This window comes from Stenotrophomonas sp. SrG (genome assembly GCF_050031795.1).
Taxonomy (GTDB): domain Bacteria; phylum Pseudomonadota; class Gammaproteobacteria; order Xanthomonadales; family Xanthomonadaceae; genus Stenotrophomonas; species Stenotrophomonas rhizophila_A.
Window position 1 is genome coordinate 1 of sequence record NZ_JBNBBE010000004.1, and the last position, 23,442, is coordinate 23,442.

Sequence of the window (23,442 nt, forward strand, 5' to 3'; positions counted from 1 at the left end):
GGAAGTGAAACGCAGCTGCGCCGATGGTAGTGTGGCTCAAGCCATGCGAGAGTAGGTCATCGCCAGGGTTTACACCCCGAAAACCCCGCTGCAGATGCAGTGGGGTTTTCCTTTTTTTGCAAGCCCCATGTTTTCGGGAGCCTGCACCCGGTAGCACACGACCGTTGGTCGTGTGACACGGGAGACACGAATGCCGAGCTGGCGCACCGCGCTGCTCCAACCGTCTCCCTGGTGAAATTAGCGCTGTGGAACCACCCGATCCCATCCCGAACTCGGAGGTGAAACGCAGCTGCGCCGATGGTAGTGTGGCTCAAGCCATGCGAGAGTAGGTCATCGCCAGGGTTTACACCCAAAAACCCCGCTGCTCACGCAGCGGGGTTTTTTCTTTTCCGCGATGGGTGCGTGCCGACCAACGGTCGGCACCTACCGCGTGGGTATGACTGATGCGTGCCGACCAACGGTCGGCACCTGCCGTGACGGGCCGGGCGGCGGTAGGGTCGATTCCCAAACGACTGCCGATAACGGTGATCGGCACGGTGACGCATGGACCCCGATCGAAATGCGTTGCCTGCGTTCGTGGTCATGCCCCAACGGGGTAACCACCACCACGGCGGTCGATTGTGATGCGACCCTACCGGCTTCGTCTGACAGGCTGATTAATACTTGCCGGATACAACCGGCCATAGGCGAGCGCCACTCTGTGGTCATGCCCAGTCCACGCCTCCTCATCGGCCGCCGCTCCCTTCAGGGCGCGTATTACATGCTCACCACCGTAGTGGCCGGCCGCGAATCGATCTTTGTCGATGACGCCACCGTCGAATGCGTGGTCGAGGCACTTCGCTGCTCCGATCGCGAGCATCGCTCACGTACGCTTGCCTGGGTGGTCATGCCCGACCATGTTCATTGGTTGATGCAGCTCGGCAACGGGAACATCAGCCGCTGCGTGCAGGCCTTCAAATCCCGCTCCTCTCGTGCAGTCAATCTGCATCGCGGCAGCGCGGGCTCGTTGTGGCAACGCGGCTTCTACGACCACTGCATCCGCTCAGACGAATCTTTACTCACACAGGCCAAGTACCTGATCGAGAACCCGATTCGTTCGGGACTCGCTACAAAGGCAGGCGAGTACCCGTATTGCTGGACGCGGTGGCCCTCCGCTACCGAGTGACCCCCAAAAAAGAAGCGGCGCCAAAGGCGCCGCTTCCTTTCAACCAGCGATGTAGGCCAGGCTTACTTCGCAGCCGGAGCCGCGGCAGCCGCCTCGGTCTTGCCCTTCATCATCTCGTCGCGGGCTGCCTTGAACGGGTTGCCCTCGTACCAGTTCGGCCACTGTCCGCCCACGGCGATGGCCTTGCCCACGCCATGCAGCAGCTCCAGGTCTTCCACGGTGCCGTCCAGCTTCCAGGTACTGGCGTCGTACTCGTCCTTGGGGCCGTGGTACCGGTCGCGGCCATACGCCTCAGCCGCCTTGCGGCCTGCGTCAACGCCGCCCTCAAGCAGGTCTTCGCCGCCGTCGGCATACAGCGCCGGCACGCCGGCCTTGGCGAAGTTGAAGTGGTCCGAACGGAAGTAGAAGCCGCTCTGCACCGAGGTTTCGCCGTGCAGCGTGCGACCCTTCTCCGCCGCCAGCGGCTTGAGGATGTCCTCCAGCTGCGAACTGCCGAAGCCGGTCACGGTCAGGTCCTTGGCCTTGCCGGCCACCGACATCGCATCGATGTTGATCACGCCGGCAATCTTGTCCAGCGGGAAGGTCGGGTGGTTCACGTAGTATTTCGACCCCAACAGACCCGATTCTTCCAGCGTCACCGCCAGGAATACCACCGAACGCTCCGGCGCGGGCTGCTCATGCGCCATCGCATCGGCGATCTCCAGGATGCCCGCCACGCCCGTGGCGTTGTCGATGGCACCGTTGTAGATGTTGTCGCCCTGCTCGCCTTCATGCTTGCCCAGGTGGTCCCAGTGCGCCATGTACAGCACGGCCTCGTCGGCATGCTTGGTGCCCGGCAGCACGCCGACCACGTTGCGCGACTTCTTTTCAGCGATGGTGCTCTTCAGGTCCAGCGAGATCTTCGCCTTCAGCGGCACCGGCTTGAAGCCGCGCTTGTTGGCATCCTTGTAGGCCTGGTCCAGGTCCAGCCCGGCATCGGCGAACAGCTGGCGCGCCGCATCGGCACTCAGCCAGCCCTGCGCCGGCAGGCGGGGTTCCGGATCGTCCTTGGCCGGCAGGTCGTACTGTGGGCCGGCCCACGAGTTCTTCACCACGTCCCAACCGTACGAAGCACCGGCGGTGTCATGCACGATCAGCGCCGCGGCAGCGCCCTTGCGGGCGGCCTCTTCGAACTTGTAGGTCCAGCGGCCGTAATAGGTCATGCGCTTGCCGTCGAACAGCTTCTCGTCATTGACGTGGAAACCCGGGTCGTTGACGAACATGACCACCGTCTTGCCCTTCCAGTCCTGGCCGGCGTAGTCGTTCCACTTCTGCTCCGGCGCATCCACGCCGTAGCCGACGAAGACCAGGTCGCTGCCGTCGATCTTCACTTCCTTCTGGCCGCTGCGGGTGCCGATCACCATGTCGGTGCCGAACTTCAGGTCGCGCTGCTTGCCGGCCTGGTCCAGCTTCAGCACGGTGCTCTCATCGGCGGTGGTTTCGGTCATCGCCACCTCCTGGAACCAGCTGTCGCCGTTGCCCGGCTGCAGGCCGATGCGCTGCATCTGGTCGCGGATGTACTCCACCGTGCGGTCTTCGCCGGTGCTGCCCGGCGCGCGGCCTTCGAACTCGTCCGACGACAGGGTCTTGACCAGCTCGCCGAAGTCGCCGGCGTTGATCTCGGCCGAGAAGGCGTGGCCGGCGGCGGCCGGGGCGGTATCAGCAGCCGGCGCGGCCGCCGGTGCAGTGGTCTCGCCCTTGCACGCGGTCAGCGCGGCGGTGGCGGCCAGGCACAACAGAAGTTTGCGGGACATCATCGATTCCTGGAGACAAAGGGCCAGTGCGCGGGCACCGGATGGAAGAGTATCAATCGTTCGGCGCGGCGTCGGTGTCGAACGGCACGGGTTGTGCGCCCTCGACCGGACCGATGTGCGCGCTGCGGTGCACGTACAGGGTGACCTCGCGCTCGAAGTGCAGCGGGCCGTTGACCGCCGCATTCGGGCCGATGATCACGCGCGGCTTGCGTCCGGCGCGCAGCGACAGGCTGAAGCTGGGCTTGTTGACGTGGATGCCGCCCTCGACCACCGAACCGATGCCGACGGTGATGTCGCCGTTGACCGTCTCGATGCCCTGGGACAGCCGCGTCTCCACCAGGCCGATGCCGCCGTTGACGGTTTCCACGCCACCGTCGATGCGGGTGCCGCGGTCGACGAAGATGCTGCCGTTGACGGTTTCGACATCGCCATCGACCACGACGCGCTGCCCGATCTTGATGCCGCCGTTGACGGTCGAGATGCCACGGGTGCGGGCGCGATCATCGACCTGGATGCCGCCGTTGACGGTCTGGATGTCGCCGGCCTCGGCGCCGCCCTCGACGGTGATTCCACCATTGACGGTGTCCAGGTCGCCATAGGTCTGGCCGGCGCTGGCGGTGATGCTGCCATTGACCTTGCTGATGCCATCGCTGGCGAAGGCGGGCGCGCAGGGCAGCACCAGGGCAATCAGCAGCGGTAGCGGGAAACGTTTCATGGGGTGCCTCGTCCGGGTATGCGGCTGGCAGGCCGCCTTCAGGAATGTCACCATGCAGCGCTGCAATCCGCATCTGCCTGAAGTCACTGGAAAGCCCTTGCGCCCCAACGTCTTTTCCTCACGCGGGAATAACAATCCGACCGCTGGGCACGGCCGTAGCTCGCGCTGGCCGGTGGCGCTGTCGGCGCTGGCACTGATTCTGGCGATGATCGGCGCTGCGCCGCTGGCCGCGCAGAACCCGAAGGACGCCGAGCGCAAGCTGCAGAAGCTGCGCACCGAGCTGAAGGGCGTCGCCCAGGAGCGACGCACGCTGGAAGGCCAGCGCGGGCAGGCCTCGCGCCAGCTGCGCGAGGCCGACGAGAAGGTCGCCCGCACCGGCCGCGTGCTGGCCGAGACTGAAACCGCGCTGCAGCGCGAAACCCGCGCCCTGCAGGAGGCGCAGCAGCGCCGCAGCGAACTGCAGGCGGGCCTGCAGCAGCAGCGCCAGGAGCTGGCCTCGCTGCTGCGCGCCGCCTACCGGATCGGCAACAACGCGCCGTTGAAGCTGCTGTTGTCGCAGGACCGGGTGACCGATGCCAACCGCACGCTGGCCTACCACCGCTACCTGCAGCGCGAACGCGCGCGGCGCATCGGCGCGCTGACCGCCGACCTGACCGAACTGGAATCGCTGGAGGCGCAGATCGCCGAACGCCGCCAGGCGCTGGAAGGCACCCGCCAGCAGCAGAAACAACAGGCCGCCAGCCTGGCTGCGGACCGCCGCACGCGCGCCGAGACGGTGGCCAGCCTGGACGAACGTTACAAGGACCGCAGTGAGCGCGAGAGGGCGCTGGGCCAGGACGCCAAGGCGCTGGAAACCCTGTTGGCCAACCTGCGCGCTGCCGCCGCACGCGCCGAAGCCGAGCGCCGTGCCGCCGCGCGCCGCGCCGCCGCGGAAAAAGCCGCCGCCGAGAAGGCCGAGCGCGCTGCCGCCGCCAGTGGCACCAAGCCGCCGCCGCGCCCGGGCAAGACCCCGCCGTCGGTCGCCTCGGCGCCGGCGCCCAAGGTGGGCGGGCTGGGCTGGCCGCTGTCGGGCAACCTGCTGGCGCGTTACGGCGGCAAGCTGCCGGACGGGCGCACCAGCAGTGGTGTGCTGATCAGCGCGCCTGCCGGCAGCACCGTTACCGCCGTCGCCGATGGCACCGTGGTGTTCTCCGACTGGATGACCGGCTACGGCATGATCCTGATCGTGGATCACGGCAATGGCTACATGAGCCTCTACGCGCACAACGACACGCTGCTGCGCGATGCCGGCGGCACGGTGAAGAAGGGCGATGCCGTGGCCAAGGTCGGCAACTCGGGCGGGCAGGGCGTTACCGCGCTGTATTTTGAATTGCGGCGTAATGGGCAGCCGGTGGATCCGTCGTCGTGGCTGCAGCGCCGGTAGCCCCGTTCAACGGGAATTTACCGTACCTTCGCGCATAATCGGGCCACGCATCATCGGTGCGTGTGGTCCCGTCCCCCGCTCAACCTGGAGTGCTTCATGCGCGTAGCCCGTTCCGCCACCCTGCTGCTGGCCCTGGTGCCGGCGCTGTCATGGGCGCAGCAGACCGCCCAGGTTCCGGAACGCGGCGGCGATGCAGCCTCCACCGAAGAGGCGGTAACCTCGCGCGTGCCGCTCGATGAAATCCGCCGTTACGTCGCCGTCTACAACGCGGTACGTGCCGCGTATGTCGAGCCGGTGGACGACAAGAAGCTGATGCAGTCCGCCATCCGCGGCCTGCTGCTGGACCTGGACCCGCACAGCACCTACTTCGACAAGGAAGATGCCGAAGCCTTCGACGAACAGGCCGAAGGTGCCTATGAAGGCATCGGCGTGGAGCTGCAGCAGCAGCCCGACAACAGCAGTCTCAAAGTCATCTCGCCGATCGACGACACCCCGGCGGCCAAGGCCGGCATCCTGGCCGGCGACCTGATCATCGCCATCGACGGCAAGCCGATCAGCGCGATCGAAGCCACCGAGCCGCTGCGTGGCAAGGCTGGCAGCAAGGTGATCCTCACCATCGTGCGCGAGGGCAAAGCCAAGCCGTTCGATGTGCCGATCACCCGCGAAACCATCCGCGTCACCAGCGTGCGCAGCCGCATGCTGGAACCCGGCTATGGCTACGTGCGCCTGAGCACCTTCCAGGCCGATACCGGTGCCGATTTCCAGAAGCACGTGGGCCAGTTGCAGCAGCAGGCCGGCGGCAAGCTCAAGGGGCTGGTGCTGGACCTGCGCAGCAACCCCGGTGGCCTGCTCACCGCGGCAGTGCAGGTCGCCGACGACCTGCTGGACAAGGGCAACATCGTCAGCACCCGGGGCCGCATCGCGATCAGCGACGCGCGCTTCGATGCCACGCCCGGCGACCTGCTCAAGGGTGCGCCGGTGGTGGTGTTGGCCGATGCCGGTTCGGCCAGCGCCTCGGAAGTGCTGGCCGGCGCACTGCGCGACAACGGCCGTGCCCGCGTGATCGGCAGCCGCACCTTCGGCAAGGGCTCGGTGCAGACCGTGCTGCCGCTGGACAACGGCGATTCGGTTAAGCTGACCACCGCGCGCTATTACACCCCCAGCGGCAAATCGATCCAGGCCACCGGCATCGTGCCCGACGTGGTGCTGGTGCCGGAGAAGAAGCCGGGCGAAGACGACGACCTGCCGGCCAGCCTGTCCGATTACAGCGAAGCGACGTTGCCGGGCCACCTGCGCGGTGACGAAGAAGGCGGCGAAGGCTACCAGGCCGGCGATGTACTGCCCGGCGACGGCCCGATCAACGACGCGCTGGCCGAGCTGAAGCAACCCGGTTCGGTGGCCGCAAAGCAGAAGGCCGACGCGGCGAAGAAGCCGGCGCCCAAGGTGGAAGCCAAGCCGAAGCCGGAAACCAAGCCGGAAGCAAAGCCGAAGCCGGAACCTGCACCCACGCCGTGACGGGTGCACCCGCTGGTAGAGTCGGTTCCCAAACGACTGCCGATAACGGTGCAACGCCCGGTAACGCATTGCGTTGAACGGCGTAACAGCCGGATCCGCCGATGTTCATGCCGACATCGAACGCGGCGGGTACCACGGCGGTCGATTGGGATGCGACCCTACCAGCCTGCGGCGCACGCTTAAAACCCGTGCCGCTTCCGCAACCGCCGCGCGATCGCCGCGCGCACGTACACCCCATACACCAGCCCGAACACGAACCCGGCAATGTGTGCCCACCAGGCCACCATGCCGAAGGTCGGGCCGATGTACGCGAACACCACCTGCAGCCCCGCCCACACCCCGATCAGCAGGTAGGCCGGCGCCCGCACGAATTCCAGGAACAGCCCCAGCGGGATCACCACCCCCAGCCGCGCGCCCGGGAACAGGGCCAGGTACGCCCCGATCAGCGCCGACACCGCGCCACTGGCGCCGATGATGATCTGGTCCGGGCTGCCCATCGTGTAGATCGCGGTGAGGTTGGAGATCGCCCCGCCCACCAGGAACAGCAGGATCAGCCGCCACGGCCCCAGCACCCGTTCGGCGGGCAGCCCGAAGATCAGCAGGAACACCAGGTTGCCCAGCAGGTGCGACCAGTCCGCGTGCAGGAACAGCGCGGTGAACAGCCGCAGCACGCTGCCGTCCTCGAAGGTCGCCCACCAGTCCAGCGGCCGGGTCAGCCCGGTGGACAGCGCGCCCCAGTCCATCCACAGGCTGCGGCGGGCATCGCCCGGGCGCGAGATCGACCACAGGAATGCGGCCCACAGCGTCGCGAACAGCAGGGGCGTCGCCCAGCGGACGGCGGACTTCTTGCGGGAGGGGAGCGAGACGAACATGCGTGGGCGCTAGCCTAGCGCGGCAACGCGCCTGAAGGAGCGAAGACGCGTTCAGCCTGAATAGCCGGAAAGGGTGATCGCGTTATTGTTTCATTAACTGGTCTGGGTATACTCGCATACGGCGTCGTATGTCGGGAGGGGAATCCGGCGCGTTGTGTCAAGTCCTTCGGGGCTTGGGACAGCGCAGGCGCGCGTTGCCAAACCACACGCATTTCCGGAGAGAACAAACGATGCATACCGCTTCCACCCTCGCTCGCGTCACCGCCCTCGCTGTCGGCATCGCCGGTGTCCTGGCCGTTGGCCACGTCAACGCCGCCGCCTTCCAGCTGAAGGAAAACAGCGCCAAGGGCCTCGGCCGCGCCTTCGCCGGCTCGGGCAGCGCCCAGGGCGACGCCTCGATCATCGCGGTCAACCCGGCCGGCATGCGCCAGCTTGAAGGCACCCAGATCCAGGGCGACCTGAGCGCCATCAGCTTCAAGGCCGAATTCGAAGGCACCGGCCGCAAGCCGACCGGCCAGCCGCAGACCGGCGGTGACGGCGGCGACGCCGGCATGATCGCCCCGGTTCCGGCCGCGTACTTCCACATGCCGATCGGCGAACAGGCCCACTTCGGCGTGTCGCTGACCGCTCCGTTCGGCTTCAAGACCGACTACGACAACGGCTGGGTGGGTCGCTACAGCGGCCTGAAGACCGACCTGAAGGCGATCGACCTGGGCTTTGCCGCCTCGTACGACGTCAACCCGTACGTGTCCTTCGGCGCGTCGGTGTTCGTTGAGCACCTGACCATCGAACTGAGCAACAACATCGACTTCGGCACCGCACTGGCCCAGTCCCGCGTGCCGGGCTTCGCCCCGGGCAGCGCCGATGGCAAGCTGACCATGGAAGGTGACAACAATGCGGTGGGCTGGACCGTCGGCGGTCTGTTCAGCCCGGATGAGAACACCCACATCGGCTTCAGCTATCGCTCCAAGGTCGAGCACAAGATCACCGGCGGTGATGCCACCTTCGACGTGCCGGCCAACGCTGCTGCCGTGCTGGCCGTGGCCCAGCCGGGCCGCTTCGTGACCACCTCGGGCAAGGCCACCGTGACCCTGCCGGCGTCGGCCACCATGAGCATCACCCACAATGTCAACGACCGCTGGACCGTGATGGGTGACGTGACCCGTACCGCCTGGTCGACCGCGTTCGACTCGGTCACCATCGACTACGGTTCGGCCCAGCCGGATTCGGTCCTGGACTTCTCCTACCGCGACACCACCTTCGTCTCGCTGGGTGCGGACTACAAGCTGAGCGACACCCTGACCCTGCGTGGCGGCGTCGCGTACGACCAGACCCCGACCACCGACGCCCACCGCGACGTGCGTGTGCCGGACACCAGCCGCAAGTGGCTGTCCTTCGGCCTGGGCTGGACCCCGGCGGCGAACATGGAATACAACTTCGGTTATACCCACCTGTTCACCAGCGACCCGAACGTGAACATTGGCGCCACCACCAACAACCAGGGCAACTCGCTGACCGGCAAGTACAAGGTCCGCGGCGACGTGCTGGCTGCATCGTTCAACTACAAGTTCTGATCCACGGCGCTCGCGCCGCGTAACAGACGGAAGGCCCCGCGCAAGCGGGGCCTTCTGCGTTGTGGGTCGGCAACCGGATGCGAAACAGGATGCGAAACCGGATGCGAAACGGGATGCGAAACGGGATGCGAAACGGGATGCGGACGCGGATGCGAAACCGCATCGGTAGAGCCGACTGTTAGTCGGCTGCTCTACGCGCGGTCTACGGCTTCATGCGAACGGCAGCCGACTGACAGTCGGCTCTACCCGCACGCGGGCGAACGTCCTGCGGCGTACAACAGGCCCTGGCGCAGCTGTGCCAGGAAGTCGCGGTTGCGGTACAGCGCTGCGTCATGCCCCAGGCCGGTGTACCAGCTGCGCCCGCCATCGAACCGGTGGCACCACGCAATGGGGTGGTCGGCACCCATCGTGCCGCCCTGGTACATGCGCTCGTCCACCGTGGCGGTCACCTGCACGGCCCCACGCGGGTTGCTGCGGAAGTTGTACAGCTCGTCGCGTACCGGCCACGAGGTGCCCTGCGGCTTGCCCTCGCGCTCAGGCTGCACGCGGCTGAACTGCAGGCCTTCGGGGTGGTTCTTGAAGTACGCGCCCACCAGCTGCCCGTACCAGGGCCAGTCGTACTCGGTGTCGGCGGCCGAATGCACGCCCATGAACCCGCCACCCGCGCGGATGAAGGTCTCCATCGCCTGCTGCTGGGTGGCATCGAGCACATCGCCGGTGGTGTTGGCGAACACCACCACCCGGTAGCGGGCCAGGTTGGCGTCGTTGAAATCGGCCGCGTTTTCGCTCTGGTCCACTGCCATCCGCTCGCGCTCGGCCAGCAGGCGCAGCGTGCTCACGGCAGTGGGAATGGAGTCGTGGCGGAACTTGGCGGTACTGGTGAACACCAGCACGCGCTCGTTGGCCGCCGCCATGGCCGCGGGAACGGTGGACAGGAACATCGCCAACAGCAACGGCAGGACATTTGGGCGCATGGCCGGATCATGCCACAGCCCCGTACAATCCCGGTCCGCGTGCAGCCGGCCGGATGCCGCCTGCGGCGCAGGAACCGCTCCACGATCCATGACAAGGAAACCACATGTCGCCCGTTCTGCTTCGTTCCACCCTGGCCTTCGCCCTCTGCGCGCTGGCCGCGCCGGCCTTCGCCGCCGCCGATTTCGCCACCTGCTTCACCCTCACCCCGGGCCTGCGCTACTCCACCGGCGATGAAACCCTGACCATCGAAAAGGCGGAGTTCGCCGGCCAGCAGGCCATCCGCGTGCAGAGCGCCGGTGGTGGCGTCGGTACGGCCGCCTACTACGATGCCAACGGCCGCCAGCTGCTGGGCCAGGACCGCTACGGCATCTCCGCCTGGGGCGGCGACGCCTCCCGGCCGGTGATGACCGATACCTTCAAGCCCGCGCCGACCTTCCCGCAGACCGCCAGGCCGGGCGAGCGCTTCGTGGTCAACGGCAGCGGCGAACGCACCCACCACGTGGAAGAAACGGTGGAGCCGGTGGATTACGACGGCTTCAACGACTACACCTTCGTCGGCTTCGAAGACGTGGAGGCCACGGTCGACGACCAGCCGCGCACCTTCAAGGACACCTGCCACGTCAGCGCGACCTTTGAAGACAACCGCATGGAAGCCTGGTACGCACCGGGGTTCGGCCGCATCAAATTCGAGCGCTACATGGGCGAAGAACTGCTCATGCGCGATGAAATCGAGGCCATCCACGCCGAGTGACGGCGTCGGCATCACCCACAAAAAACCCCGCTTTCGCGGGGTTTTTCGTTCAAACCATCACCACGTCGATCAATCGCCCAACGTCAGCAGCGACGCATTGCCACCGGCCGCCGTGGTGTTCACGGTGACGGTCTTCTCGGTGGCGAAACGCAGCAGGTAGTGTGGGCCGCCGGCCTTCGGACCGGTGCCCGACAGGCCCTGGCCGCCGAACGGCTGCACGCCCACCACCGCACCGATCTGGTTGCGGTTGACGTACACGTTGCCCACGTTCACCCGCGAGGAAATGCGGTCCACGGTTTCGTCGATGCGCGAATGCACGCCCAGGGTGAGGCCGTAACCGGTGGCGTTGATCTGGTCGATCACCGCATCGAGCTGGTCGCCCTTCCAGCGGATCACGTGCAGCACCGGCCCGAAGATTTCCTTGTGCAGCTGGTCCAGGTTCTTCAGCTCATACGCACGCGGCGCGAAGAAGGTGCCGTGCGCGGCCGCTTCGCTGAGCTCGGCAGCGGCGATCAGGCGCGCTTCCTTCTCCATGCGCACCGCATGTTCCTGCAGGATCTGCAGCGCATCGGCATCGATCACCGGGCCGACGTCGGTCGACAGCAGGCCCGGGTCGCCGATCTTCAGCTCGGCCATCGCACCGGCCAGCATGGTCATCACCTTGTCGGCGATGTCGTCCTGCACGAACAGCACGCGCGCGGCCGAGCAGCGCTGGCCGGCCGAGGTGAACGCCGAACCGATCGCATCCTTGACCAGCTGTTCCGGCAGCGCCGAGGAGTCGGCGATGAAGGCGTTCTGGCCGCCGGTTTCGGCGATCAGCACGCCGATTGCAGCATCACGGGCCGCCATCGCACGGTTGATCGCGCGCGCGGTATCGGTCGAACCGGTGAAGGCCACGCCGGCCACGCGCGGGTCGGCGGTGAGCGCGGCACCCACGGTGGCGCCGTCGCCCGGCAGGAACTGCACTACGCCTTCGGGCACGCCGGCGTCCAGCAGCAGCTTCACCGCGTAGTAGCCGATCAGGTTGGTCTGTTCGGCCGGCTTGGCGATCACGCTGTTGCCGGCGGCCAGCGCGGCGCTGACCTGGCCCAGGAAGATCGCCAGCGGGAAGTTCCACGGGCTGATGCACACGAACACGCCGCGGCCATGCAGCTGCAGCTCGTTGGATTCACCGGTCGGGCTGGGCAGCTTCTCGGCATGGCCGAACTGCTCGCGCGCCTGCTTGGCGTAGTAACGCAGGAAGTCCACCGCTTCGCGCACTTCGGCGATGCCGTCGGGCAGGCTCTTGCCGGCTTCCTTGACGCACAGCGCCATGAATTCCGGCAGGCGGGCTTCCAGCTGGTCGGCAGCGTGCTCGAGGATCGCCGCGCGGCTGGCGGCCGGGGTGCGGTTCCACTGCGGCTGGGCGGCCACGGCGTTGGCCAGGGCCTTTTCCACGGTGGCGCTGTCGGCCGGCTGCCACTGGCCCACCACCTGGCGCGTGTCGGCCGGGTTGACGACGTTCAACAGCGCGCCGGTGGGCTGTGCACCCGGCACCAGCGGAGCGGCCTGCCACGGCTTGACGGCGGCGTTGAGCTGCTCGGCCAGGGCGCGCAGATCGTTGTCGTTGGCGAGATTGACGCCCATGGAGTTCTTCCTGTCGTGGTTCTGGCTGCGCAGCAGGTCAACCGGCAGCGGGATTTTCGGGTGCGGAATGGAATCGAACGAAGCAACGGCCTCGACCGGATCGCGGATCAGGTCATCGATGGCCACCGCGTCGTCGGTGATGCGGTTGACGAAGCTGGAGTTGGCGCCGTTCTCGAGCAGGCGGCGCACCAGGTACGGCAGCAGGTCTTCGTGCGAACCCACCGGGGCGTACACGCGGCACGGCACGTTCAGGCGGTGGGCCGGCACCACTTCGGCGTACAGGTCATCGCCCATGCCGTGCAGCTTCTGGTGTTCGTACTGGCCACCCTGCGCGATCGCCTGCACCGCCGCGATGGTGTGCGCGTTGTGCGTGGCGAACATCGGGTAGATCGCATCGGCATGGGTGAACAGACGCTTGGCACAGGCCAGGTAGGACACGTCGGTGTTCTGCTTGCGGGTGAACACCGGGTAGGCCGGCAGGCCGTCGATCTGGGCGCGCTTGATCTCCGCGTCCCAGTACGCGCCCTTGACCAGGCGCACCTGCAGGCGACGGCCGATGCGGCGGGCCAGGTCGGCCAGGTAATCGATCGTGTACGGGGTGCGCTTCTGGTACGCCTGCACCACCACGCCGAAGCCTTCCCACCCGGCCAGCGAGGCATCGCTCACCACCGCTTCGATGATGTCCAGCGACAGTTCCAGGCGGTCGGTTTCCTCGGCATCCACCGTGCAGCCGATGCCATACGACTTGGCCAGTTGTGCCAGTTCCAGCACGCCCGGGACCAGGTCGGCCATCACGCGCGCGCGCTTGGCGTGCTCATAGCGCGGGTACAGCGCCGACAGCTTGATGGAAATGCCCGGGGCCGAATTGACGTCGCCATCCGGGCGCCCGCCACGGGCCTTGTGGTCGCCACCGATGGAGTGGATCGCGCGGCGGTAGTCTTCAAGGTAACGCTTGGCGTCCTTCATAGTCAGCGCGCCTTCGCCAAGCATGTCGAACGAATAGCGGTAGCTGGCGTTGTCGCCCTTGTGCGAGCGCGACAGCGCTTCGTCGATGGTGCGGCCCATGACGAACTGGTGGCCCATGATCTTCATCGCCTGGCGCACGGCCAGGCGGATCACCGGCTCACCCACGCGGCCCATCAGGCGCGCAAACGCGCCCGGCACGTCGGCGCGGGTGGAGTCGTTGATCTGCACGATGTGGCCGGTGAGCATCAGGCCCCAGGTGGAGGCGTTGACCAGCACCGAATCGCTGCCGCCCAGGTGCTTCTTCCAGTCCGCTTCGCCGAGCTTGTCGCGGATCAGCTTGTCGGCGGTGTCCTGGTCCGGAATGCGCAGCAGCGCTTCGGCCACGCACATCAGCAGCACGCCTTCCTCGCTGCCCAGGTCGTACTGGCGCATGAAGGCTTCGATCGCGCCCTGGTCCTTGGCACGCACGCGTACGCGCTTGACCAGGTCGGCGGCGGTGGCCTGCACCTTCGCCTGCTCGTCCGCGGGCAGGCGCGCCTGCGCCAGCAGCTCGCGCACGTGGCTGGCCTCGTCCTTCATCCAGGCATCGGTGATCGCCTGGCGGAACGCATTGGGAACGGCCGGCAGCTCGGGGGACAGCAGCGGCGGGCGGGAGGCGCCGGACGGGGCCGGGGCAGGGGGAAGCGCGGAAGATGCGGTCATGCCGGTTGGCTCGTGGAAAACTTGACCATTTTAATCGCTTTTTCATCCGTGAAAGCAATCGGAGATGCGCCGCCGATTACGGTCATAGCCTTTCATACAGGGGGATTCGGCGGATCCCGAGGTGTCGTTAAAAACTGTGCCGATTTCGTCAAAACAGCTGCCGATGCTTATGCTGTATTGCACCATTGTCAAAACTGTGAATGGACCCTTGCCGGTCGCGCGAGATCAGGGCTACCATCGAGACGTTTCCTGCGGCAGGAACACGCGTCCCCCACGGGCGCTCGAATGAACGGTGTGTGCGGAGATGAATCCGCACCCGGTCGATCGCCGGTGTTCAGTGCATACCCCCATGGGGTGGGGGCTGATCGTCGGCGGGAAGAGAACCAGAAGGCTTGCTAGTGGCCAGCGATGGCTGCAACCGACGACGCTAAGGGTCTAGGCAATGAAGCAACGCAGAAAGTGGGGCACGCAGTTCGCAAAGGCAGTGGGGTGTGGGGCAGCGCTGATGGCGCCGGCACTGGCGTGGGCCCAATCGGCCGACCCGGTTCCGTGGCAGCTGAACATGGGCAAGGGGGTCACCCAGAGCTCGCGGCTGGCCTGGGAATCCAACATGTTCTCCCTGTGGGTGTGTACGGTCATCGGCGTGCTGGTGTTCGGCGCGATGTTCTATGCCATCTTCAAGTTCCGCAAATCCAAGGGGGCGGTCGCCGCCACCTTCAGCCACAACACCAGGGCCGAGATCGTCTGGACCGTCATTCCGGTGATCATCCTGGTGGTGATGGCGTGGCCGGCCACGGCCAACCTGATCAAGTTCTACGACACCCGCGATGCCGAAATGACCGTCAAGGTCACCGGCTACCAGTGGATGTGGAAGTACGAATACCTGGGTGAAGACGTCACCTTCACCAGCCGCCTGGACCGCGAATCCGACCGGGTGCGGCAGAGCGGCAAGGTACCCGACCGCGAAAGCCACCCGCATTACCTGCTCGACGTGGACAACCGCCTGGTGTTGCCGGTCGACACCAAGGTGCGTTTCGTCATCACCTCCGATGACGTGATCCACGCGTGGTGGGTGCCGGCGCTTGGCTGGAAGCAGGACGCCATTCCCGGTTTCGTCAACGAAGCCTGGACCAATATCGAGAAGGTCGGCGTGTACCGCGGCCAGTGTGCCGAACTCTGCGGCAAGGACCATGGCTTCATGCCCATCGTGGTGGAAGCGGTGTCCAAGGAAGATTTCCAGAAGTGGCTGGCCGGAAAGCGGCCCAAGGCGCCCGACCCGGCGCCGGCACCGGCCGCACCGGAAGCCGCCCCTGCGCCCGCAGACCCGGCGGCGCCCGCACCCGAGGCTGCACCCGCAGCTGCACCGGCGCCTGAAAACGCCTGATATGAACCGCGCGCGCCGTGCGGCGCGCGCTGATACCGAACCAACGAGGTGGTGTGGCGATGGCGCATTCCGCAGTTGATCACGACGGGCATCACGGGCATCAGCAGTCGTTCTTCGAACGTTGGTTCTTCTCGACCAACCACAAGGACATCGGCACGCTCTACCTGCTTTTCAGCTTCATCATGTTCATCATCGGCGCGGCGATGAGCGTGATCATCCGCGCCGAGCTGATGCAGCCCGGCCTGCAGTTCGTGAAGCCGGAAACCTTCAACCAGCTCACCACCGTGCATGCGCTGGTGATGATCTTCGGTGGCGTCATGCCCGCCTTCGTCGGCCTGGCCAACTGGATGATCCCGCTGCAGGTGGGCGCACCGGACATGGCGCTGCCGCGCATGAACAACTGGTCGTTCTGGCTGCTGCCGGTGGCCTTCAGCCTGCTGCTGCTCACCTTCCTGCTGCCCGGCGGCGCGCCGGCCGGCGGCTGGACCCTGTACCCGCCGCTGTCGCTGCAGGGCGGCTACAACGTGGCGTTCACCGTGTTCGCCATCCACGTGGCCGGCATCAGTTCAATCATGGGCGCGATCAACATCATCGCCACCGTGCTCAACATGCGCGCCCCGGGCATCGACCTGCTGAAGATGCCGATCTTCTGCTGGTCCTGGCTGATCACCGCCTTCCTGCTGATCGCGGTGATGCCGGTGCTGGCCGGTGCGGTGACCATGCTGCTCACCGACAAGTTCTTCGGTACCAGCTTCTTCAACGCGGCCGGCGGCGGCGACCCGGTGATGTTCCAGCACATCTTCTGGTTCTTCGGCCACCCGGAGGTGTACATCATGATCCTGCCGGCGTTCGGCGTGGTCAGCGAAATCATCCCCACCTTCAGCCGCAAGCCGCTGTTCGGTTACCAGGCCATGGTCTACGCGATCGCCGCGATCGCCTTCCTTTCCTTCATCGTCTGGGCCCACCACATGTTCACCGTGGGCATGCCGCTGGGCGGCGAAATCTACTTCATGTTCGCCACCATGCTGATCTCCATCCCGACCGGGGTGAAGGTGTTCAACTGGGTGAGCACCATGTGGCGCGGTTCGCTCACCTTCGAAGCGCCCATGCTGTGGGCGGTCGCCTTCGTGATCCTGTTCACCATCGGTGGCTTCTCCGGCCTGATGCTGGCCATCGTGGTGGCCGACTTCCAGTACCACGACACCTACTTCGTGGTGGCGCACTTCCACTACGTGCTGGTCACCGGCGCGGTGTTCGCGCTGATCGGCGCGGTGTACTACTGGTGGCCGAAGTGGACCGGGCGCATGTACAGCGAGTTCTGGGCCAAGGTGCACTTCTGGTGGTCCATCATTTTCGTGAACCTGCTGTTCTTCCCGCAGCACTTCCTGGGCCTGGCCGGCATGCCGCGCCGCATTCCCGATTACAGCGTGGCGTTTGCCGACTGGAACCTGATCAGCTCCATCGGCGCGTTCGGCATGTTCGTGACCCCGTTCATGATGGCCGCGATCCTGATCGCCTCGCTGCGCAACGGCGAAAAGGCCGCTGACCGCGCCTGGGAAGGTGCACGCGGGCTGGAATGGACGGTTCCGTCACCGGCACCGGCGCATACCTTCACCGTACCGCCGACCATCCGCCCGGGCGATCTGGCCCATGACGACATCACCCATTGAGGTCCGCCATGCATGATGTCCACCAACAGGATCTGGCTGCCCGCCGCCAACGCGCACGGCGCACCGCGCTGTGGGTCGGTGCGGTAGCGATCCTGGTCTATGTCGGCTTCATCCTGACCGGGGTGCTGGGCCGATGAGCGAGACCCGCCCCGCACCGCATGCCGGGCTGCCGCGCCTGATCGCGGTGGCGGTGGCGGTGTTCGTGCTCACCTTTTCGCTGGTGCCGCTGTATCGCATCGCCTGCGAAAAGGTGTTCGGGGTGCGGCTGGAGCGTGGCCCCGGTGCGGCGGCGGTGGGGGCGCCCGGCGCAGCCAAGCGCACCGTGCGGGTGCAGTTCGATGGCGGGGTGAACTCCAAGCTGCCGTGGGCCTTCCACCCCGAACAGCTGACCATGGACGTGGTGCCCGGCGAGCTCAACGAAGCGCTGTACTACGCGCGCAATGACAGCGACCACGCGCTGGTGGGCAGCGCGGTGCCGTCGGTGGCCCCGGCCAAGGCCTCGGGCTACTTCAGCAAGACCGAATGCTTCTGCTTCACCGCGCAGACCCTGGTGGCCGGCGAGAAACGCGACATGCCGGTGCGTTTCATCGTCGACCCGGACCTGCCAGCCAACATCAAGACCATCACCCTGTCCTACACGTTCTACAAGAACGACGCGCTGTCGGCGCAGCTGGCCACGGCGACCCCGCCGGCCACCGCGCGCTCGGCACCCTGATACGTACCCGGATACCGATCATGGCCACCCAGCACAGCCCAGACGCCAACGTGTACTTCGTGCCCACCCACAGCAAGTGGCCCTTCATCGGCTCCATCGCGATGATGGTCACCATGGTGGGCGTGGCCAGCTGGCTCAATGATGCCGGCTGGGGCAAGTGGACCTTCTACGCCGGCATCGCCATGCTGGTGCTGACCCTGTTCTGGTGGTTCAGCGACGTCGTGCGCGAATCGCAGGCCGGCAACTACAACCACCAGGTCGACGGCTCGTTCCGGATGGGCATGGTGTGGTTCATCTTCTCCGAAGTGATGTTCTTCGGTGCCTTCTTCGGCGCGCTGTTCTACACCCGCAACCTGGGCCTGCCGTGGCTGGGCGGCGAGGGCGACGGGGTGATGACCAACGAACTGCTCTGGGATGGCTATTCGGCCGCCTGGCCGACCAACGGCCCGGGTGCCATCGGTGGCCACTTCCAGACCATTCCGGCCTGGGGCCTGCCGCTGATCAACACGCTGATCCTGCTTACCTCCGGCGTCACCCTCACCATCGCACACCACGCGCTCAAGGCCGGCCACCGCCGCCAGCTGCTGGTGTGGCTGGGCATCACCGTGCTGCTGGGCGCGTTCTTCCTCACCCTGCAGGCCGAGGAATACATCCACGCCTACAAGGAGCTCAACCTCACCCTGGGCTCGGGCATCTACGGCTCCACGTTCTTCATGCTCACCGGCTTCCACGGCGCGCACGTGCTGCTGGGCACGATCATGCTGATCGTGATGTGGCTGCGCTCGGCCAAGGGCCACTTCACCCGCGACAACCACTTCGGTTTCGAGGCCGCCGCGTGGTACTGGCACTTCGTCGACGTGGTGTGGCTGATGCTGTTCCTGTTCGTCTACGTGCTGTAGCGTCGGGCGGTATCAACCGCCCACGCCGTGGGGTTTGATCCAGCCGCTGTAGATGCCGATGGCCACCAGCACGATCAGCGCCACCGAGACCGCGATGCGGCGGGTGAGCGCATTGACCGTGCGTTTGGTCTGGCCACGGTCGACCAGCAGGTAATACAGCCCCGCGCCCAGATTCCAGACGATGACGATCAGAAACGCGATTACCAGCAGGGTCTTCAACGAATCATTCATGCGCAGCTCTAGGGCAGGGCGGGTATGCCTATCTGACCGCGTTTTGCCGGCGTTGTCATGATGCGTAAGCACACGCGCCTGATCGGCTGGGTCGTCGCCATGCTGGTGATCCTCGCGTTCTGCCAGCTGGGCCGCTGGCAGCTGCAGCGGATGCATGAAAAACAGGCGCTGCTGGACCAGCAGCTGCCGGCCCGTGCGCAGACCCTCAGCCTGGCCCAGGCGCAGGCCGCACCCGTGCAGCTGCGCTGGGTGGAGGACCATGGCTACTTCCTGCCCGGCACCCTGCTGCTGGACAACCAGACCCGCGAAGGCCGCGCCGGCATCAAGGTGTACCAGCCGTTCCGCAGCGATGGCGGCGCGGTGGTGCTGGTGGACCGGGGCTGGCTGCCGATGCCGGGCGACCGCACCCTGCCGGCCATCGTGCCGCGCGACGGCCCCGCCCACGTGGCCGGCCTGCTGGCGCCGCCGCCGGCCAGCGGGCTGGTGCTGGGCCCGGCATTCACCGCGACCCCGCAACCGGGTGTGTGGCTGGCCAACCGCATGCCGCCCGATGACGTCGCCTCCACGCTGGCACTGCCCGTGGGCAGCCTGAAGGGCCCGGTACTGCGCCTGGATCCCGCGCTGCCCGGCGGCTACGCCCGCGACCTGGAGCTGCTGCCCAATACGCTGCCGCCCAGCCGCCACCTCGGCTACGCCGTGCAGTGGTTCGGCCTGGCCCTGACCGTGCTGATCGTCGCCCTCGTCCTCGAATGGCGCCGGCGGCGCCCGGCACGCCCCCTCCTTCCATGAGAAAATCCCACGCATGAATGCCATCACCCCGGAACAGCTCAAGGCCCGCAACCGTGGCCGCTGGACCCTGGTAGCCCTGTTCGGCCTGTTCTTCGGGGTCATGGCGCTGGCCGGCGTGCTGCGCTTCGCGGGCTGGCAGCCGGCCGCCCACCGCAACACCGGCGAAGTGTTCACCCCGGCGGTGGACGCGCGCGCGCTGCCGCCCACCCTGGCCAACGGCCAACCGTACCCGTGGAACCCCGATGCCCATGTCTGGCGCATCCTGGTAGCGCCGGCCCCGGGCTGCGCGGCCGAGTGCGTCACTTTGTCGCAGGGATTGGACAAGGTGTGGCAGCTGTTCGGCCATAGGGCCGATAATGTCGAGATCCTGTGGCTGGGTACGCCGCCGGCCGAGGTCCAGGGCTTTCCCGCCCTGCGCGTGCTGGCCCCCCAGCCGAACCTGCGTGCCGTGTTGCCCGCCGTGGATGACGCCGCCGGCACGCCTGTGTATGTCATCGACCCGAACGGGTTCGTGATCATGCGGTATGCGCCGGGATTCGAATTGGCCGGTCTGCGCAAGGACATGGCCACGCTGTTGAAACTGAAGTGAGTTCCGTTTGATGAACCCCACCGCGCGCCCGGCGCTGCATCGCAATTTCCACCGTCTGGCGTGGTTCGCCCTGATCATGACGGCCAGCACGATCATGTTTGGTTCGTTCGTGCGCCTGTCCGATGCCGGCCTGAGCTGCCCGGACTGGCCGACCTGCTACGGCCGCGTGACCTGGCCGCAACATGCGCAGGAAGTGATCGGCCACGAAGCGGCCAAGATCCGCCCGCTGGAAACCCACAAGGCGTGGCGCGAGCAGGTGCACCGTTTCCTGGCCGGCGCGCTGGGCATCGAAATCCTCACCCTGGCCCTGCTGGCCACGCGCCGCCGACGCTGGGGCACCACTGCCGTGGTTACCGCGTGCGTGCTGGTGGCCACCGGCATACCGCTGTACATGATGGGCATGCATGTCCTGGCCAGCATCCTGGCCATCACCGGCGAAGTGATCCTGCTGATCGCCGCGTTGCGCTGGAACAACATCGACCTCTCACGCGCGGCCTTGCTGACCCTGGCGGTGGTGATCTTCCAGGCGCTGCTGGGCATGTGGACGGTGACCCTGCTGCTCAAGCCCATCGTGGTAATGGGCCACCTGCTCGGCGGCATGCTGATGTTCGGGCTGCTGGTGTGGATGGCCTGGCGCGCCACGCACATGCCGATCACCCTGGTGCAGGCACCGAAGCTGAAGTGGCTGCTGCGCATCGGCGTGGCCGTGCTGGTCATGCAGATCGCATTGGGTGGCTGGGTGAGCGCCAACTACGCCGCACTGGCCTGCGGCGGCGGCAGTGCCTCGCTGGATAATTTCCCGCGCTGCGTCAGCCAGTGGTGGCCGCAGCACGACTTCAAGGAAGGCTTCACGCTGTGGCGTGGCATCGGCGTGGATTACGAAGGGGGCGTGCTCGATGGCGCTTCGCGCATCGCGATCCAGATGGCGCACCGGATGTTTGCCGTTGTCGTGGCGGTCTACCTGCTGTGGCTGGCGGTGCGCCTGTACCGGCTGCCGAGCATGCGCGGCTGGGCCAGCGCGCTGGGGCTGCTGGTCGTGGCGCAGATCACCCTGGGCATCCTCAACGTGAAGCTGGCGGTGCCGCTGGAAGTGGCGGTGGCGCACAGCGGCGGCGCGGTCGCTCTGCTGTTCGTGCTGGTCACGCTGATGGCGCGCCTGCGCGCGCCTTCCGACGTGGTGGATGAAGCCGCTGGGGCGACACCATGAGCGTCAGGCAGTATTGGGACCTGACCAAGCCGAAGGTCGTGGCGTTGATCGTGTTCACCGCGCTGGTGGGCATGTTCCTGGCCATCCCCGCGTTGCCCACCGCCGAGCAGGCCGTGCGCGGCGCGCTGGGCTTCCTCGGCATCTGGCTGGCGGCCTCGGCCGCGGCGGCCATCAACCAGCTGCTGGACGCGCAGATCGATGCGCAGATGGCGCGCACCTCGTGGCGGCCGCTGGTAGTGGGCAAGGTCAAGCCGTGGCAGGTGCTGGTGTTTGCCGGCGCGCTGATCGTGCTGTCGATGACCATCCTGGTGCTGTGGGTGAACGTCATCACCGCCGTGCTGACCTTCGCCTCGCTGATCGGCTACGCGGTGATCTACACCGTGTACCTCAAGCGCGCCACCTCGCAGAACATCGTCATCGGCGGTCTCGCCGGCGCCACCCCGCCGCTGCTGGGCTGGGCGGCCATCACCGGCATGCAGGGTCCGTGGGACTGGGCCTATGCCTCGCTGTTGGTGCTGATCATCTTCATCTGGACCCCGCCGCATTTCTGGGCGCTCGCGATTTTCCGCCGCGAAGACTACGCCAAGGCCAAGATCCCGATGCTGCCGGTCACCCATGGCGTGGCCTACACCCGCAAGTCGATCATGGCGTACTCCATCGTGTTGGCCATCGTCAGCATCCTGCCCACGGTGGTGGGCATGAGCGGGCTGTTCTACCTGGGTGGCGCGGTAGTGCTCAACGCCGTGTTCCTCTGGTACGCCTGGCGCATGCTCAACCCACCGGACGAGCTGTTCTCGATGAAGATGTTCGGCTACTCCATCGTCTACCTCATGGCGCTGTTCGCGTTCCTGATGGTGGACCACTGGATGCTGCCGTTCCTGTGAGGTTCCTGCGCCGGCCTTGAAAGCGGCCATCGCGTCGCCATTGCTTTCATGACCCCAACAGGACGTGACGGCATGAAGCGATGGCTCTGGATGGCTGTGATGGTGGCTTCGATGGTGTGCGGCACAGCCGCCGCCGTGCCGGCAGGCGGTGTCGGTGACACCGCAACACAGATCGTGACCTTGGCGGGCAACCACCGGCTGGTGGTGCTCGGCGAATACCACGGAACCGCCGAAACGCCGCTGCTGGTGGCCGACCTGATGGAACGCTACAGCCGCAACAACGCGTCCGTGCGGCTGGGGTTGGAGCTGCCGATGAGCGAGAACGCCGCGCTGGCGCGGTACCTGCGCTCCAACGGCGATGCGGATGCGCGCGAAGCACTGCGCACCTCGCCGTTCTGGCGGGTGAAAGATGGCCAGCATGACGGGCGCCGTAGTCGCGACATGCTGGCGTTGATCGAAGCGCTGCGCGTGCTGCGGGCGCAGGGTCGAGATATCGCTGTAGCGGGCTACGATATTGAGATCAGCGCGTACGACAGCGACGTGGATCGCGACGCGGAAATGGCCACCCATGTGCGGCAACAGTTCAACGCGCTGCCCAGCGCGGCGCGGATGCTGGTACTGACAGGCAACGTGCATGCGATGCGCCACCCGTTCGAAGATGCGCCCCCGGAAATGAAGCATCGCACCATGGCGGCGTTCCTTCTGGACCTGCCGCTGTACAGCGTGCGCGTGGAGGCACTGCGTGGCCACACCTGGCATTGCATGAGCCCCTGCCGCGCGATGCCGCTGCTTGAGCAGCCGGCACGCGATCCGGTTGCCGACACGGACCCGGATCGCTCGTATGACGTATGGGTGTACCTGCCGGAGCTGAGCGTAGGAACGTTGACCGACCGCTGACGCCGGCCGGCGCGGAGCACGCTGGGCTGGGAACGGCATTGGTAGGGTCGCTTCCCAAACGACCGCCGGTAGCAATGATCAGTGCGGTGGAGGCATGACA

At 66.5% G+C, this 23,442-nt stretch carries 21 protein-coding genes and 1 rRNA gene; 16 read left to right on the forward strand and 6 right to left on the reverse strand.

The features are described 5' to 3' along the window. Positions 1–227: 227 nt before the first annotated feature. Positions 228–342 (forward strand): 5S ribosomal RNA (rrf, locus tag ACQG3P_RS04835). A 364-nt stretch (positions 343–706) separates the two neighbouring features. Beyond that, a complete protein-coding gene (locus tag ACQG3P_RS04840) occupies positions 707–1,165 on the forward strand; it encodes an REP-associated tyrosine transposase (RefSeq protein ID WP_426804359.1) in 459 nt (152 codons plus the stop codon). Between the two features lie 62 nt (positions 1,166–1,227). Here ACQG3P_RS04840 and ACQG3P_RS04845 read toward each other — a convergent pair whose 3' ends face one another. Next, entirely contained in the window at positions 1,228–2,958 is a 1,731-nt protein-coding gene (locus ACQG3P_RS04845) for a M28 family metallopeptidase (RefSeq protein ID WP_426804360.1), read from the reverse strand. A gap of 52 nt (positions 2,959–3,010) precedes the next feature. Then, a complete protein-coding gene (locus tag ACQG3P_RS04850) occupies positions 3,011–3,673 on the reverse strand; it encodes a hypothetical protein (protein WP_217538208.1) in 663 nt (220 codons plus the stop codon). Between the two features lie 205 nt (positions 3,674–3,878). Here ACQG3P_RS04850 and ACQG3P_RS04855 point away from each other — a divergent pair, with 205 nt between their 5' ends. Continuing rightward, positions 3,879–5,096 (forward strand): murein hydrolase activator EnvC family protein, encoded by a 1,218-nt coding sequence (locus ACQG3P_RS04855; RefSeq protein WP_426804501.1) that lies wholly within the window; start codon positions 3,879–3,881, stop codon positions 5,094–5,096. Positions 5,097–5,192: 96 nt separating this feature from the next. Continuing rightward, positions 5,193–6,611, forward strand: a complete 1,419-nt coding sequence (locus ACQG3P_RS04860; RefSeq protein ID WP_354277559.1) for a S41 family peptidase — start codon at positions 5,193–5,195, stop codon at positions 6,609–6,611. Positions 6,612–6,790: 179 nt separating this feature from the next. On the opposite strand, the gene ACQG3P_RS04865 is transcribed toward ACQG3P_RS04860, so the two are convergent. Beyond that, positions 6,791–7,483, reverse strand: a complete 693-nt coding sequence (locus ACQG3P_RS04865; protein ID WP_068848738.1) for a rhomboid family intramembrane serine protease — start codon at positions 7,481–7,483, stop codon at positions 6,791–6,793. A gap of 230 nt (positions 7,484–7,713) precedes the next feature. Here ACQG3P_RS04865 and ACQG3P_RS04870 point away from each other — a divergent pair, with 230 nt between their 5' ends. Further along, positions 7,714–9,057: an outer membrane protein transport protein gene (locus ACQG3P_RS04870; RefSeq protein ID WP_093532966.1), complete on the forward strand. Its 1,344-nt coding sequence runs from the start codon at positions 7,714–7,716 to the stop codon at positions 9,055–9,057. Between the two features lie 242 nt (positions 9,058–9,299). Here ACQG3P_RS04870 and ACQG3P_RS04875 read toward each other — a convergent pair whose 3' ends face one another. Continuing rightward, a complete protein-coding gene (locus tag ACQG3P_RS04875; protein ID WP_184124368.1) occupies positions 9,300–10,031 on the reverse strand; it encodes a ThuA domain-containing protein in 732 nt (243 codons plus the stop codon). Between the two features lie 104 nt (positions 10,032–10,135). Between ACQG3P_RS04875 and ACQG3P_RS04880 the strand changes: the two genes are divergently transcribed. Next, complete coding sequence (locus ACQG3P_RS04880) at positions 10,136–10,783, forward strand: hypothetical protein (RefSeq protein WP_426804361.1); 648 nt, start codon at positions 10,136–10,138, stop codon at positions 10,781–10,783. Between the two features lie 69 nt (positions 10,784–10,852). Here the strand turns inward: ACQG3P_RS04880 and putA are convergent, their stop codons facing one another. Next, the gene (putA, locus tag ACQG3P_RS04885; protein ID WP_426804362.1) at positions 10,853–14,077 is read right to left on the reverse strand and encodes a bifunctional proline dehydrogenase/L-glutamate gamma-semialdehyde dehydrogenase PutA; all 3,225 of its coding nucleotides are present in this window, start codon (positions 14,075–14,077) and stop codon (positions 10,853–10,855) included. 442 nt (positions 14,078–14,519) lie between these two features. On the opposite strand from putA, the gene coxB reads away from it, so the two are divergent. From coxB to ACQG3P_RS04910, 5 genes are read left to right on the forward strand one after another with little or no spacing between them, the layout of a single operon-like run. Continuing rightward, complete coding sequence (gene coxB, locus ACQG3P_RS04890; RefSeq protein ID WP_217538214.1) at positions 14,520–15,461, forward strand: cytochrome c oxidase subunit II; 942 nt, start codon at positions 14,520–14,522, stop codon at positions 15,459–15,461. 59 nt (positions 15,462–15,520) lie between these two features. Further along, a complete protein-coding gene (gene ctaD, locus ACQG3P_RS04895) occupies positions 15,521–17,131 on the forward strand; it encodes a cytochrome c oxidase subunit I (RefSeq protein ID WP_068848748.1) in 1,611 nt (536 codons plus the stop codon). A gap of 8 nt (positions 17,132–17,139) precedes the next feature. Further along, the gene (locus ACQG3P_RS04900; RefSeq protein WP_255220533.1) at positions 17,140–17,268 is read left to right on the forward strand and encodes a hypothetical protein; all 129 of its coding nucleotides are present in this window, start codon (positions 17,140–17,142) and stop codon (positions 17,266–17,268) included. Beyond that, the gene (locus ACQG3P_RS04905) at positions 17,265–17,846 is read left to right on the forward strand and encodes a cytochrome c oxidase assembly protein (protein WP_068848749.1); all 582 of its coding nucleotides are present in this window, start codon (positions 17,265–17,267) and stop codon (positions 17,844–17,846) included. The genes ACQG3P_RS04900 and ACQG3P_RS04905 overlap by 4 nt, the downstream gene beginning before the upstream one ends. A 20-nt stretch (positions 17,847–17,866) precedes the next feature. Then, the gene (locus ACQG3P_RS04910; protein ID WP_068848751.1) at positions 17,867–18,745 is read left to right on the forward strand and encodes a cytochrome c oxidase subunit 3; all 879 of its coding nucleotides are present in this window, start codon (positions 17,867–17,869) and stop codon (positions 18,743–18,745) included. A gap of 12 nt (positions 18,746–18,757) precedes the next feature. On the opposite strand, the gene ACQG3P_RS04915 is transcribed toward ACQG3P_RS04910, so the two are convergent. Continuing rightward, the gene (locus tag ACQG3P_RS04915) at positions 18,758–18,976 is read right to left on the reverse strand and encodes a twin transmembrane helix small protein (RefSeq protein WP_068848753.1); all 219 of its coding nucleotides are present in this window, start codon (positions 18,974–18,976) and stop codon (positions 18,758–18,760) included. A gap of 57 nt (positions 18,977–19,033) precedes the next feature. Here ACQG3P_RS04915 and ACQG3P_RS04920 point away from each other — a divergent pair, with 57 nt between their 5' ends. The 5 genes from ACQG3P_RS04920 to ACQG3P_RS04940 all read left to right on the forward strand — a co-directional run bounded on the left by ACQG3P_RS04920 (position 19,034) and on the right by ACQG3P_RS04940 (position 23,342). Continuing rightward, positions 19,034–19,765, forward strand: coding sequence for an SURF1 family protein (locus tag ACQG3P_RS04920; protein WP_426804363.1), 732 nt, complete (start codon positions 19,034–19,036; stop codon positions 19,763–19,765). 13 nt (positions 19,766–19,778) lie between these two features. Beyond that, positions 19,779–20,354, forward strand: coding sequence for a hypothetical protein (locus ACQG3P_RS04925; protein WP_184124378.1), 576 nt, complete (start codon positions 19,779–19,781; stop codon positions 20,352–20,354). Between the two features lie 10 nt (positions 20,355–20,364). Beyond that, positions 20,365–21,561, forward strand: a complete 1,197-nt coding sequence (locus ACQG3P_RS04930; protein ID WP_068848759.1) for a COX15/CtaA family protein — start codon at positions 20,365–20,367, stop codon at positions 21,559–21,561. Next, positions 21,558–22,445 carry a heme o synthase gene (gene cyoE / locus ACQG3P_RS04935; RefSeq protein ID WP_068848761.1) on the forward strand — a complete coding sequence of 296 codons (888 nt, stop codon included), beginning with the start codon at positions 21,558–21,560 and terminating at the stop codon, positions 22,443–22,445. Before ACQG3P_RS04930 ends, cyoE begins: the two co-directional genes overlap by 4 nt. Positions 22,446–22,517: 72 nt before the next feature. Continuing rightward, the gene (locus ACQG3P_RS04940) at positions 22,518–23,342 is read left to right on the forward strand and encodes a calcium-binding protein (RefSeq protein WP_426804364.1); all 825 of its coding nucleotides are present in this window, start codon (positions 22,518–22,520) and stop codon (positions 23,340–23,342) included. Positions 23,343–23,442: the final 100 nt, after the last annotated feature.